The organism is Lysinibacillus odysseyi 34hs-1 = NBRC 100172, assembly GCF_001591965.1.
Taxonomy (GTDB): Bacteria; Bacillota; Bacilli; order Bacillales_A; family Planococcaceae; genus Lysinibacillus_B; species Lysinibacillus_B odysseyi.
In genome coordinates this window covers 1-13320 of the sequence record NZ_BCVX01000001.1, presented here as the reverse complement: position 1 = coordinate 13320, position 13320 = coordinate 1, and the positions used below count along the sequence as shown (strand labels likewise).

Below are 13320 nucleotides of genomic sequence, written 5' to 3'. Positions count from 1 at the left end.
GATGCTGAATATTCCTATATTCATTTTATAATAAGATAGTTGTAACTCCCCGATACTCAAACGACTTATGTTTAGAAGGGAAAATTAGAATGAAGCAACTGTGTTATTCCATTATATTAATAGGGATATGCTTCATTTTATTGGCGGCATGCTCAAAAACTATATTTGATGGTGGACAGTATATACTAATTGAGAAACGTGTTGGAATGGACAATCATTATGAAGAATTCAACGAAGTGACAGAGCAAAAGAAAGTCGAAAAGGTGCGTGCAATTCTTCATAGTGCTGATTGGGAAAAGGCAAAAGTAGAGATGGAGCGTCATCCGGATTACCACTTTTTCTTTCAGTTTAAAAACCCAAATATTGAGGCAAAAGCAGTACCGTACGAACTTTGGGTAAGTCCTGATGGTGAGACTATTGAGCTAAGAAAGAACAATGAGTATGTGAAACTAAACCAAGAGGCGTCGTCAGAAACGGCTGAGATACTAATCGGTCAAATATAATAAGACAGCAAAAAATGGACCTCAAGTGCGAGGTCATTTTTATTTGAGACGTAATTATTTTATGTATTTATATCGCTTAATACGATATAATCGTCATATTAGATATAAAAGGAGTGAATAAGGTAGTGAAAAAACTAAACGAATACTTTACTTCGATTTATTATTACCTGCATCCGGAACATCAGCAGCAGACGATTACGCATCAAAGTGTGCGGATTTTACAGTTGATACAGAAGGAACCTGACGTTACTGTCAGAAAGGTTGCGGATGCGTTTCAAATTTCGCATAATACAGCTTCAGAACATATTAAAAAGCTTGAGCAGCAAGGCTGGGTCGTAAAGAAACGCTCTGAAAATGATCAGCGGGTTGTCAACCTGACATTGAGTGAGCAGGGATTGAAAGTTGTAAAGGAAAATACGGAGCTTGATGCGGAGAAACTAGCATTGGTTTTTGCCCGTTTATCTGTCGAAGAGCAGAAGCAAGTAGAAGAAGCATTTTATATGTTAAGTGAGGCAGCAAAAGATGTATACGGTCGTTAAGATAGTTGTTTCAGCTTGTTTAATAGGGGCAGTTACGGAACTCGCAAGAAGATATCCATTGTACGGCGGAATAATAGCTGCTTTGCCTTTAGTCAGTTTACTGAGCTTGGTATGGCTAAAAATACAGGGGCAGCCATCCGCCCATCTTCAGCAGTTCCTGCTAGGCGTCATCATCGGTCTGCCTGCAACGATTGCTTTACTTGCAGGTGTTTATATAGCCCTTAAACATAACGTGCATATCCTTTTCGCTTTTACAGTTGGTTTGATTTGCTGGGGAGCGTTCTTGGGAGTTCAGAAATGGATAGGGTTGTTGTTAAAAATATAGTGGGATTATGAAGGTTAGTATATAGGAAAACTAACAATGTATTTACTTATCCCTTATAATAAGGAAAAAAGAGTTATCTAGAAGGGAGACAAGCAATGCTGGAGAAATTAAAAGACCACTTTAAAGAGGCAGAACTAATATGTTCAAAGTGTGGAAGAATGGTTGAAGATGGTGAACGATTTTCCGTTACGTTAGTTAAGCCGTCGGACAAGCAAATGCCAGTCGGACAGCTAGATAAAATGCTTGCCAAGAGGGCTGTCAACATTTCATGCAGCGACTGTTCAGGAGAAGCTTCGTGATTTACAAGACAAGGCCGCAGCGCGGAGTACATTTTTTATTGGCACTTATGTTAATGCCTTTATTACTGCTGGCATGGGATTCTGTCTATATGAGAGCAGCGATTATGGTCGTCATGATAATCAATATTCTCGCACTTTTATAAATTATAAATGCATCATTGGAGCAGATTTTATAACGTTTAGCATATATCTTTTTCAGTTGAAATTATATGTAAAGCGTGCTGATAAAATACGCATCAAACAAATTATTTTCAAGCGTGCAGGATGGAAGACTAAATCGGCAGCCATTAAAATGAATGGAGGATTTCCGCTGCGCCTTGTTTCTTTTATGCCAGATACATTAATGGAAGAACTAATAGCTTTTTGTGAAGCGAATAACATTTCCTATAATAAAACGAAGGATTTTCTCCTGCTTGAAAAAATGTCCTCGGTGAGATGACCCTTTAAAAAGTGGTATTGTCTATTAATCGCATGGAATTGTCTATTATTATATAAAAATTGTCTATTAATCATAGAGAATTTTCTATTAACGCATTCATTTTGCCTATTATCGATCGGGTATTGTCTATTAATTGCTTCCAAACTATAAAAAGAGCTGCCAATAGCAGCTAAGTTTAATCAGCAGCTTCTATTATGGCAGCTTGAATTTTACATGACACACTGTTTTCTCAACAGCTGCAAAAAGCGCTGAAGCGGGACAGAAGGATTTTCCTTATGGGAAATGAGCTGTGTATCAATTACCGCAAACTCTTGAGGAAGCTCTTTGTATGAGAGTTCATAGTATTTAGCATATGTTTCATAAACTGCTTCGGGGAGCAGGGTAATGCCGAGGCCCGCAGCCACACAGCCGACAATTGCTTCCAGTGAGCCTAATTCCATCAACCTGTAAGATGTAATGCCTTCACACCGTAAATATTTCTCGAGCTGGAACCTATACGAGCAGCCGGTTTTGAAAACTAGAATTGTGGCAGATTCCAAATTGAAATCTGGCTTATCTTGCGGATAAATAAGCAGCATTTTTTCCCTAAACACGGTTTCTGCAAGAAGGCTTGTATGAACGATTGGTCCTGTGACAAATGCTGCGTCGATGTCAAACTGTAAAATGGATTCCACAAGCTGCTTTGTCGGACATGTCTGTAAGGAAAGCTCAACCAGCGGAAACTGTCTGTGATAGTCAGCCAAAATTTCAGGCAGACGAACAGCAGCCGTTGTTTCCATGGAGCCGATTTTCAAGGTACCTTTTGGGTGATCTTCATCCTGCATCGCATATTCAGCGAGATCAATTGTTTTAAAGATCTGGACAGCGTATTGAAACAGTTCCTCTCCCTTTGGTGTTGCAGAACATCCTCGGTTATGACGGTATAGTAACGTCGTTTTCAACTGTTGTTCCAGCTTATGTATCTTAGTAGTAACATTTGATTGTGAATAATTTAATCTTTCGGCAGCCTGTGAAATACTGCCTGATTCTACTGCATATTTAAAAGCCCGTAATGCCTCGATGTCCATCTACTCATCCTCCAGGTATTAATATTATTAATACCAAGTATATAATAAATGAATTTTATATTATATCTGAAAGTTGTTACGATAAGAAGGAGCTACAAAATAATACACAAACAAATGAACGGAGGATCAGTATGCTAGAGAAATGTAAATACCCAATCATCCAGGCACCAATGGCTGGAGGAATATCCACGGTCGCATTGGCAGCAGCCGTCAGCAAAAATGGAGGTCTTGGTTTTTTGGCTGCAGGTTATAAAACAGCTGGAGCTTTGGAAAAAGAAATATTGGAGATGGAGCAGATAGGCGTTTTATACGGTGTTAATGTATTCGTTCCGTCGAAAGAACCTGTCGAGCAGGACGTCGGCACATATAAAACATTGCTCGAAAAGGATTGGGACATGGAGCTTGAGCTGCCGGCATGGTCTGATGATGAATGGCAGCAAAAACTTACCTTACTGAAGCGTTATAAAGTACCCGCAGCAAGCTTTACATTTGGCTGTCCAAATAAAGAAATAATAAAAGACTTACAGGAACAAGGCATATATATCATTATAACGGTAACTGATGCTAATGAGGCACGCCTTGCGCAGCAAGCAGGGGCAGATGCAGTATGTTTGCAAGGCATAGAAGCAGGCGGGCACCGGGGATCATTTGAAAATTCGGACCTTCAAGAAAGCAGACCGCTGATTGATCTTCTTCGGGAAGTAAGAAAAACGGTGGAAATTCCTGTTATTACGGCAGGAGGCATAATGGAAGGGTGGCAGATAGCTGAACTTATACAGGCTGGCGCGGCAGCTGTCCAGCTTGGTACGGCGTTCATCTGCTGTGAAGAAAGCGGGGCCAACCAACTATATAAGCGTGCTTTAATAGAGCGCCAGTTTACGAGCACAAAATTAACACGTACTTTTACAGGAAGACTTGCACGGGGTCTCGAAAATGATTTTATGCACCGTTATGAAGCCGTTGCTCCAGCAGTTTATCCGACACTACATTTTTTAACTCAATCAATAAGAAAAAAAGCGTTAGCAAGCGAAAATACCCAGGCGATGTCGATGTGGGCTGGTGAAGGCTTTCAAAGAGTCCGGGCTATGCCGGTTAAAGAACTGATGGAGAAATTGGTGGCCGAGGCAAGTCTTTCGTAAATACGGTACTATTGAACACAAAGGTTTGTATTGAAACAGGTTGGAGCAGTTCCTATTAGTTTTATAGTGCGCCCGGTATTATACAATGAACTTTAAAGTAGAGATGCCGGGCCTTTAAATGACATATATTATGGTTGGCAAACTGGCGTTGGACAGGCAAAAAGGTCAGGAGGAGAAATAATGGAAGAAACAATGCAAAGAGCATTACTATTAAGACAGGAAGGTGATGTCAAGAAGTCCAATCAGCTTTTAGTAGAGCTGGCAGACCTCCATCCACATGATGCATATATCCAATATCAGACAGCATGGAGCTTCGATATACTTGGCGAGGAAGCAAATGCTGTTCCTCATTATGAGCAGGCGATCAAGCTAGGTCTGGATGAGGAAAACCTGCAAGGGGCAATTATCGGGCTCGGCAGCACATATCGTACACTTGGGCGGTACGAAGAATCGAGAGAACTGCTGAAGAACGGATTATCACATTTTCCGCAAAACGGTGCCATGAAGGTATTTTATGCGATGACACTTTATAATCTACAGGACCATAGCCAGGCAATGAATGTTTTGCTTAAAACTATTGCTGATCAGACTGTTGACAAGGAAATTCAAAGTTATAAAAAAGCAATAGAGTTCTATGCCGAGCATTTGGACGATGTTTGGGAATAGGGGACTGTACGTGAAAAAGCTATTGTTTGCGTGATTGCTTTTTGCAATGTTGGTGTTAGCAGTGAGAAGCATTTCGTGGAGAGGAGACTTCCTATATACCATTTATAGAGCTTGAGCTTCCTTCGGATAATCATTTTTTCTCACAAATCAACGACAATGAACATCCAATTGCCGATATTTTATATAAAGGAGAAAAAGAAGGCTATCAAAGCTGAATTTTCAGTTACCCTGTGGTGGACAGTAAACAATACGAAGGAAAAAGATAAAGAAATCGGTTTTCTTGTAGTTAGGACGATTCGTTCAACAAAGGTGCTTTAACATTGTTGGCCAAAATGAATAGGAAACTAATTTACCTCTGACTGGAGGAACCCCTATGGAATATAAACTATTAGAAAATGAAATAGATGAACTGGTCCAGCTTTATACAAAAAACAATTGGCCGTATCACGGAAATAACCAGGTGTCGGAAGAATCCATTCGAAAATTCTTTCACGAAGGATACTATCATAAGGACCGCGAAACGTTTTGGATAATCGATAATGGCATGAAAGTTGGGCTTTTATTAATTCATGATATTGACGATACAATCCCGTTGTTTGATATACGGCTGGATGAAAAATACCGGGGCCAAGGCTATGGCATGCAGGCGCTTAAATGGCTGCAGGACTATCTTTTTGGGACAAAGCAAAAAATCCGGGTGGAAGGCTATACAAGAGCGGACAATCTAGGGATGAGGAAATGCTTTACTAGAGCCGGTTTTGTAAAAGAGGGGTACTTGCGGAATGCCTGGGAAAATGCGGACGGTACAATTTCCGACACGGTACTTTACGGGGCGATAAAGGAAGACTGGGAGAATAACCGGCTGACACCAAGTAAAATTGATGCCGTACCATATTAAAACAAGCGTATTCCGAATGGCCAACGGAATGTACAGGTCATTGCGGAAACGCTTTTTATGAAAAAACACTTTACTCTTGCACTGAAGGAATGAATCATTTATCTCCGTCTGTAAGCCAATCCCTTTTTAAATAACTGTAAGTAACGATATCTTCAAAATGGTCGTAAAGCCATTGTCCGTCACGTTTTATGCCTTCTTCGGCAAAGCCCAGCTTCACGGGAATTGCGATGCTTTTCGTATTGTTTTTTGCACACTGTATTTCGATACGATGAAGAGACAGTATTTCAAAAAGGTAGTTTATCAAGGCTTTTACACTTCTCGTAATGATACCATTTCCCTGTGCATCTTCCGCTAGAAAATACCCAATGCTTGTCGCCTTGTTTTTCCAATCAATATAGTGGAGAGCAATCATACCTACCAGCTTTCCTTTATACCGAATACCTGCATCGAACCCGTTATTGTCAGCGTAGTTATTTAGCCAAATGGGAATAATCGGTTCAAAATCTTCAGCCGAGGTTCTCTTATCCACCCACAGAAGCCATTGACGCAAGTACTGTCGGTTACGATCAATTAATTCAAATAATTCCTCCTTATGATGCTGCTGCAGCAATTCCATTTCAATCTCTTCATCTACTTTAAAAGAAAACATAGAAACCCCCATTAACATGCTATTATACTCTTACTCTTTATCCTCGTAATATACATATTTTTGTAATTTACTAGATCTATTATAAATAACTCACTACAAATATCCCTATAATAATACTATTTATAACAAATAGAAACAAAAAGTGGAATTAAGTTAAATGTCTGGTATATTATTAAATGTAAATTTAAGTATAAGTTTTATATTTTTTATGTAAAATTGTCTGTAGGAAATAAATGGCGGTGTTTATCCGCAGAAGAGGGTTGGCAGTGGAGAGGAAATCAAGAATGTCCAGGAGAGTTCGCTCTAAGAAAAAGACATTAAAGTTTACTTTAGCAGTAGCTATTTTATTGTTTCTAGTCATTTCAAGTTTTGGTATTTACACATTTGTGAAAGCAAAAAATGCTTATGACCGTTCGCAGGTCGATTTAAATAGAGAGGGAGGCAAATCCAATCTCAGGGAGGAGGAAATTACATTTAGTGATCCTTTTTCTATTTTATTATTAGGTGTCGAAAACTATTCAAGCGGAGATAAGAGCGGCCGGGCCGATACTCAAATCGTTATAACGATCGATCCTTCAACATCTGAAATTCATATGGTGACAGTACCAAGAGATACGAGAGTCAATATTGAAAACGCAGGAGAGTATTCAGGGATACATAAGTTGAATGCAGCGTATAACTACGGAGCAATTACAGGTTATGGAGCAATCAAACTTCAAGTAGAGACCGTTGAGAAATTCCTTAATATTCCGATCGATAATTTTGTTGCTGTGAATTTTGATGGGTTCCGTGATATTGTGGATGCACTCGGTGGCGTGACAATTGATATAAAAGAGGATTTTTGGGAAGAGAACTTTTACGATCGATCCAAAATTGAATTCAAGAAAGGGACAGCCCATTTGAATGGCGAAGAGTCACTCGCTTTCGTGCGTATGAGAAAACTGGCGGTCAATGCTGCCTATTCGCGTGAGGAAAGACAGCGGCAGTTTTTAACAGCGACAATCGATCAGGCAATGTCTGCAGGCACCATATTTAAGATTGGCCAAATCACTGATATTTTAGGGGATAATATAGAAACAGATTTAACAGCCAAGCAAATCTATGCATTGCAAAAGCAATTCTCAAAATCTGAGGATTTATCAATACAAACTATAGATATCAAAGGGACAGATCAAATCATCGATAGGACTTCGTATTATATACCAGAGGAAGAAAGCCTTGAAAGTGTTAGTGCGGAATTACGCAGTATTTTAAAGCTGGATAATGACGGTGGCTTTATGACAAATGCAGATTTTATTAATTATTAGCTAATTGTTGAAAGGGCAGAGCTGAAGACTGTTTAGGTTCCAGCTTATATATGCCGGCAAATTTGTTGCAGAAACAGCGGAACTGAGACATACACACAGCTCCAGGCTGCCTTATCCAGCAGTCCTTTTCCTTCTATTGAAGGGAAAACACATTTGAGGAGCTTGTAGAAAACGTTGATAAGGAAAAAAATCGTTAGTCCTGCTCTTCAATCAGTACATGAATCGTATAGTAAAAATAATTAAATAGCCTTTAATGAATCTGCAAAACAAAGGAGCAAGCAGTTATGAAATCAGCTGTAATTTTCGACATGGACGGTACGTTATTTCAAACAAATCTTATTTTGGAGCCGGCGCTTGAGGCGACTTTTGAAGTATTACGCAGTCAAAACCTATGGACGGGTGATACGCCGATCGGTCAATACCGCGACATAATGGGAGCTACGTTACCGGAAGTTTGGCAGGCGTTATGTCCGAATCATTCAGAAGAAGTCCGTAAGAAAAGTAATGCACTCTTTCATAAGCAGTTGATCCAATTAATAAAGAGTGGAAAAGGCGCTCTCTATGATCAGGTAGAAGAAACACTAGCACAGCTACACGGCAAGTACCACTTGTACATTGCAAGCAATGGCCAGGTAGAATATTTGAAGGCAATTGTAGAGAAGTACAATTTAGAGCGCTTTATCGAAAAAACATATAGTATTGAGCGTATTGACTCTGGGAATAAGTCGGAGCTTGTGCAGCTGGTTAAAACAGAAAATGAGATTAAACGGGGCTTTGTTGTTGGTGACCGGGCATCTGATATCAAGGCGGCGAAAGATAGTGGTTTGATATCGATTGGTGTTCGCTTTGATTTTTCACAGGAAAATGAATTAAAGCATGCGCATTATGTAATAGAGTCACTACCAGAAATCATGTCGATTGTATAAATGGAATAACAAGACAGAAAATGCTTATCAAGCTATGTGCTGATAAGCATTTTTTCGTTATTCAGATTTTCTTTTTGTAAAGAGTTTATCAATTCAGGTTCAGAATACCATAGTGGAGTAAATCTTCGTAACGGTCGTCTTTTCTTATATGATCGAGAAGAACGCCTTCTTTTTTCATGCCCAGCTTTTCCATTACTTTTCCTGAGGCTGGATTTGAAGCAAAGTACCGCGCGAATACTTTATGAAGCCTTTTTACTTCAAAGGCAAAATAGATTAGCGCTTCCGCTGATTCTGTAGCAAAGCCATTCCCCCAAAATTCTTCACCGATCCAATAAGCGATTTCACCGTTGTTATAATGATGGTTATGACTAAGGGCAATGGCACCGTATAATTCGCCGTTTTCCTTGTCCGTTATAGCGAATTCATAGGATCTCTGCTCCTCGAAATTATCCAGATGCCGATCAATCCAACTCAAGGCATCCTCTACATTGTACGGAAAGGGGAGATACATTGTACTTTTGTAAATATTGTAATTATTACACAGCCTGGCAACATTCGGAGCGTCAGCCTTTGTGAAAAGTCTTAATTGAAGTCTTTTGGTTGTGATCGTTTTACTATTATCATCATACAGCATAAAATGTTGCCTCCATATATTCGATTATTCACTTCTTTGAATCTGCCAATGATCAGAAAACAGCTTAAGAGGAGCAAGGGAAAATAAAGGATTACTTGATAAAGAAGTCAGAAAAACAGCTGGAAAAAGGTGAGTAACGATTTCCTAATTATAATCTAAATATTTCCAATAAGATACCAAAGAATTAATTTTATAACGGCTAGCAAATACGTTCCTTATGTATATATAAAAAAAATAAGCAGTAAGGAAAAGAACTGGTGAAAAATAATACTTTTGTTAAAATTTTCACAATATTCAGATTGAATAATGAATCAGATGCTAAAACCTAATTATATAGGCATATATAATCATTGAAATGGTATTTCAAAATTATAATGATGCAGGAAAATATTATTTAAACGACAAAAATGTATACATTAAGCAGAAAAATAAGTAAAAAGTGATGGAAAATTTGAAATTAATAGAATATATTGTATATAGAGATAGGCGACTATCTCGGTTCAAAAAAATTGAGGGGGGTTTTGAATGGGGGCATTTAGTTTACTTCGGTCAGAGCTTCAACGGCTGATCGGCAATAAGGCTCTGCTCTTTACACTGATTGGTGTGCTGCTAATTCCGATTGTGTATGTAGCAGTATTGTTGTCTGCGAAATGGGGACCGTATGACAACATGGATAATCTTCCGGTGGCTATTGTTAATAGTGACAAAGGCGCTGTATCGGATGGGAATCCAATCCATGTGGGAAATGACCTGGTAGATACGCTAAAGGGTAGTCCGACACTCGGCTGGCACTTTGTCACAAAAGAAGAAGCGGATGCCGGATTAAAAAAGAATAACTACTATATGGTAATTGAAATTCCAGAAGATTTCTCACAGAAAATTACGACAGTGTTGGATGCGGAACCTCAAATACCCGAAATCCGCTATATTAAAAATGAGGGTATGAACTTTATGGCTTCGCAAGTAACAAACAGTGCGGTCGAGCGCATTAAGGAGCAGCTTGGGGATAAAATTACGGCAACATTTGCTTCTACAGTGTTCGGCAAATTTCCAGAAATAGCGGAAGGATTTATGGCGGGAGCAGATGGTTCTCAGCAAATCCTGGATGGAACAATCGCTTTGTCGGAAGGTACTGATCAAATTTTAACTTCCTTGACGGAAAAGGCTCCCGATATTGAACGATTGGCCACTGGGGCAAAACAGGCTGATACCGGCGCAGCAACTTTATTACATGCTGTTGACGGTGGCACAGGCGATATTAAGCGTTTAGCAGACGGTTCTGGACAGCTTGCCAAAGGTGCTGGTCAGATCGGAACAGGATCTTCACAGCTTGCGACTGGGGCAAAATCGCTTGGTGCGGGTGCTAATCAGGTGCTGACGGGCTTGAATGATTTAAAAGGCGGTCAAAATCAAGTGCTTGGCGGTCTTCAGCAATTACAGGGCGGTGCTCCGCAAGTATTACAAGGAATCCAGTCAGCTCAGGCTGGTTCTGAAAAGTTAGTAACGGGCTTACAGACAGTCCAGCAAGGTACGAGTGCTCTTGATACGAATTTGAATTCGATCGCAACACAAGTTTCGGCGCTGAATAAGTCAATCCCAACACTAACAGGTGGGATCGATGGACTGGGGACTGCAGCAGGCCAGTTAAACCAATTGGCAAAAGCCATCGCTGGAGCGAACAGCCAGCTCGCACAAACGCAGGAGTATCAGCAATTATTAAAGCTTGCTGAAGGAATCAGCTCAAATCTTCAAGGAATGAAGGAAAATGTCGGGGCATTACCAAAGCAAGTCGAGACACTTTCTGGAGGGTTGACACAATTGGCAGGCGTAGCAACACAGGTGAACCAAGGTGTTGGCGCAACTGTTGAGGGAAGTCAATCATTAAATCAAGGGCTGGGCCAATTAGTAGCCGGTCAAACATCTGTTGTCGGCGGCATTGATCAGTTAGTAGCAGGTCAGCAGCAGGCGGTAGCAGGCGTTGATAAGCTTGTTGCAGGTCAGCAGCAGGTAGCCGGGGGAGCAAATTCTCTGGCAGATGGGGCTGCAAAATTAAATGCAGGTGCATCGACTTTTGTAAGTGGTGCCAACCAAGTAGCGGCAGGCAATACGAAGCTTATGTCATCATGGACGACATTACGCAATGGTATTGCTGAGCTGAAGGCAGGAACAGCACAAATCAGCAATGGGAATGCAACGGTGGCATCCGGCTGGAATACGTTAACAGACGGTGTGACACAGTTAAATGATGGTACGATTCGTCTGCAGGATGGGAGCAAAGAACTGGCAACCGCTTTAGCAGGCGGGGCAGAGGAAGTAAGTGCAGTACAGGTGTCCGAATCAAATATTGCAATGTTTGCAAGCCCTGTAAAGCTGGTAGGCGAAAATGTAAATCCGTATACGTATTATCGTGATTCTACAGCTCCATATATTTTATCGCTGGCATTGTTTGTGAGTATGCTGATTTTATCGTTCTTCATTGATTTTAAACAGCCGGCGACAAGTCCTTCTTCAGCTATCAGCTGGTATATTAGCAAGTGGCTGAAGCTGGCATTATTTGCGGTACTGCAGGCTTTACTCGTATCCCTATTTGTATTAACTGTCCTTCAGCTATCAGTCACAAATATTCCGCTCTTTATACTGTTCGCTATTTTTGTCAGCTTAACATTTATGACGATTATTTTCTTCCTCGTTGCAGTGGGCAATAATATCGGACGTTTCATTGGATTGGCGTTTATCGTCCTGCAATTATCGATTACAGGATCGAATTTACCAATTCCGATGCTGCCTGAAAATATGCAGGCCATCAGTAAGTTTTTACCACTTACGTACTCGAATGCAGGGTTCAAGGCGATCATTTCACTTGGGGATACTACCTTACTATCGTCTAATGCTTTAGTGCTACTGATCTTCTTGGTCGTATCGTCAATCTTGGCACTCGTTGTATTCTTAATCAGCTTCAAATCGTTCTCTTCGAATATTAATACTCCCGAAGCACAAATTTAGGAAAATAGCTCCAAAGACATAAAGTCTTTGGAGTTTTTCTCTTCTAGGCAAGTAGATAAAAGGCTGGAAACTATTAATTTTAGTAAATTGGGATAATTGAAAAGAATAGTTGTAGAATAATTGAGACTTATTATGTACAATAAAAACGTGGTAATTATCTCGAATGGAGGGTTTTTATTGAAGAAACGTAAGTTATTTATCACAGCAGGCGCTGTGACAGCCAGCCTAGTAGCTGTTACTGGAGTATCAGCGAACACAGGGTTTACAGATGTGAAAGAAACAAATTCTCACTACGAGAATATTCTTGCTTTACAAGAAGCTGGAATTATTAAAGGATATTCAGATGGTACTTTTAAGCCAGGACAAGCAGTTACACGCGGCCAGGCAGCTAAGATGCTTGTAGGTGCATTTAAATTAGAAAAAGGTACGGCAAGCTCTCCGTTTACTGATGTAGCAGCTTCAAATGAATATCATGATGCTATTCAAACATTGGCAAGCCAAGGGATTATTAAAGGATATTCCGATGGTACATTCAAGCCGAACCAGGCGATTACACGCGGCCAATTCTCTAAAATGCTGACAAAAATTCTAGATTTAACTGGTGAAGGAACAGTACCTTTTAAAGATATTTCTACTGGGCACGAATACTATAACTCAATTGTAGCTTTGTATGAAAATGGACTGACAAAAGGTACATCTGCTACTACATACAGTCCTTATTCGAATGTAACACGTGGTCAGTTTGCATCATTTGTTGTTCGAGGTTTAGATTGGGCTGAAAAAAATACACAACCGCCAACAACTACACCTGAAGAAGAAGCGTTTGATTTATCAATTCTTCATGTAAATGACACACATGCACATGTGGAGGCTTTCCCGCAATTAATGACAGCAGTGAAGGAAGAACGCGCTCAACATGAAAACTC

At 40.1% G+C, this 13320-nt stretch carries 16 protein-coding genes; 13 read left to right on the top strand and 3 right to left on the bottom strand.

Annotation, left to right across the window (positions count from 1 at the left end; all coding sequences use genetic code 11):
• The first annotated feature begins 89 nt into the window (after window positions 1-89).
• From BOD01S_RS00080 to BOD01S_RS23150, 6 genes are all read left to right on the top strand, one after another.
• Window positions 90-503, top strand: a complete 414-nt coding sequence (locus BOD01S_RS00080; protein ID WP_036159308.1) for a hypothetical protein — start codon at window positions 90-92, stop codon at window positions 501-503.
• A 125-nt stretch (window positions 504-628) separates the two neighbouring features.
• Window positions 629-1042 (top strand): MarR family winged helix-turn-helix transcriptional regulator, encoded by a 414-nt coding sequence (locus BOD01S_RS00075; protein ID WP_036159306.1) that lies wholly within the window; start codon window positions 629-631, stop codon window positions 1040-1042.
• Window positions 1026-1367, top strand: a complete 342-nt coding sequence (locus tag BOD01S_RS00070; RefSeq protein ID WP_036159304.1) for a DUF3147 family protein — start codon at window positions 1026-1028, stop codon at window positions 1365-1367. The genes BOD01S_RS00075 and BOD01S_RS00070 overlap by 17 nt, the downstream gene beginning before the upstream one ends.
• 95 nt (window positions 1368-1462) lie before the next feature.
• Complete coding sequence (locus BOD01S_RS00065) at window positions 1463-1666, top strand: hypothetical protein (protein ID WP_036159302.1); 204 nt, start codon at window positions 1463-1465, stop codon at window positions 1664-1666.
• Window positions 1663-1809 (top strand): hypothetical protein, encoded by a 147-nt coding sequence (locus BOD01S_RS22770; protein ID WP_156117074.1) that lies wholly within the window; start codon window positions 1663-1665, stop codon window positions 1807-1809. Before BOD01S_RS00065 ends, BOD01S_RS22770 begins: the two co-directional genes overlap by 4 nt.
• Window positions 1810-1865: 56 nt before the next feature.
• Complete coding sequence (locus BOD01S_RS23150) at window positions 1866-2105, top strand: hypothetical protein (protein ID WP_036159299.1); 240 nt, start codon at window positions 1866-1868, stop codon at window positions 2103-2105.
• A 209-nt stretch (window positions 2106-2314) separates the two neighbouring features.
• On the opposite strand, the gene BOD01S_RS00055 is transcribed toward BOD01S_RS23150, so the two are convergent.
• Complete coding sequence (locus tag BOD01S_RS00055) at window positions 2315-3172, bottom strand: LysR family transcriptional regulator (protein WP_036159297.1); 858 nt, start codon at window positions 3170-3172, stop codon at window positions 2315-2317.
• Between the two features lie 131 nt (window positions 3173-3303).
• Between BOD01S_RS00055 and BOD01S_RS00050 the strand changes: the two genes are divergently transcribed.
• The 3 genes from BOD01S_RS00050 to BOD01S_RS00035 all read left to right on the top strand — a co-directional run bounded on the left by BOD01S_RS00050 (window position 3304) and on the right by BOD01S_RS00035 (window position 5875).
• Complete coding sequence (locus BOD01S_RS00050) at window positions 3304-4311, top strand: NAD(P)H-dependent flavin oxidoreductase (protein ID WP_036159295.1); 1008 nt, start codon at window positions 3304-3306, stop codon at window positions 4309-4311.
• Between the two features lie 180 nt (window positions 4312-4491).
• Complete coding sequence (locus tag BOD01S_RS00045) at window positions 4492-4977, top strand: tetratricopeptide repeat protein (protein WP_036159294.1); 486 nt, start codon at window positions 4492-4494, stop codon at window positions 4975-4977.
• 373 nt (window positions 4978-5350) lie between these two features.
• On the top strand, window positions 5351-5875 hold the full coding sequence (locus tag BOD01S_RS00035; RefSeq protein ID WP_036159289.1) for a GNAT family N-acetyltransferase: 525 nt from the start codon (window positions 5351-5353) through the stop codon (window positions 5873-5875).
• A gap of 94 nt (window positions 5876-5969) precedes the next feature.
• Here BOD01S_RS00035 and BOD01S_RS00030 read toward each other — a convergent pair whose 3' ends face one another.
• Window positions 5970-6524 (bottom strand): GNAT family N-acetyltransferase, encoded by a 555-nt coding sequence (locus tag BOD01S_RS00030; protein WP_036159288.1) that lies wholly within the window; start codon window positions 6522-6524, stop codon window positions 5970-5972.
• A gap of 284 nt (window positions 6525-6808) precedes the next feature.
• Here BOD01S_RS00030 and BOD01S_RS00025 point away from each other — a divergent pair, with 284 nt between their 5' ends.
• Both BOD01S_RS00025 and BOD01S_RS00020 read left to right on the top strand, forming a co-directional pair.
• A complete protein-coding gene (locus tag BOD01S_RS00025; protein WP_036159286.1) occupies window positions 6809-7831 on the top strand; it encodes an LCP family protein in 1023 nt (340 codons plus the stop codon).
• A 284-nt stretch (window positions 7832-8115) separates the two neighbouring features.
• On the top strand, window positions 8116-8757 hold the full coding sequence (locus tag BOD01S_RS00020; protein ID WP_036159284.1) for an HAD hydrolase-like protein: 642 nt from the start codon (window positions 8116-8118) through the stop codon (window positions 8755-8757).
• An 88-nt stretch (window positions 8758-8845) separates the two neighbouring features.
• Here the strand turns inward: BOD01S_RS00020 and BOD01S_RS00015 are convergent, their stop codons facing one another.
• The gene (locus BOD01S_RS00015; RefSeq protein ID WP_036159282.1) at window positions 8846-9391 is read right to left on the bottom strand and encodes a GNAT family N-acetyltransferase; all 546 of its coding nucleotides are present in this window, start codon (window positions 9389-9391) and stop codon (window positions 8846-8848) included.
• 525 nt (window positions 9392-9916) lie between these two features.
• Between BOD01S_RS00015 and BOD01S_RS00010 the strand changes: the two genes are divergently transcribed.
• Together BOD01S_RS00010 and BOD01S_RS00005 are read left to right on the top strand one after the other, a co-directional pair.
• On the top strand, window positions 9917-12394 hold the full coding sequence (locus BOD01S_RS00010; RefSeq protein ID WP_036159280.1) for a YhgE/Pip domain-containing protein: 2478 nt from the start codon (window positions 9917-9919) through the stop codon (window positions 12392-12394).
• Window positions 12395-12571: 177 nt separating this feature from the next.
• The coding region (locus tag BOD01S_RS00005) for an S-layer homology domain-containing protein (RefSeq protein ID WP_174523051.1) at window positions 12572-13320 on the top strand (749 nt) is incomplete at its 3' end.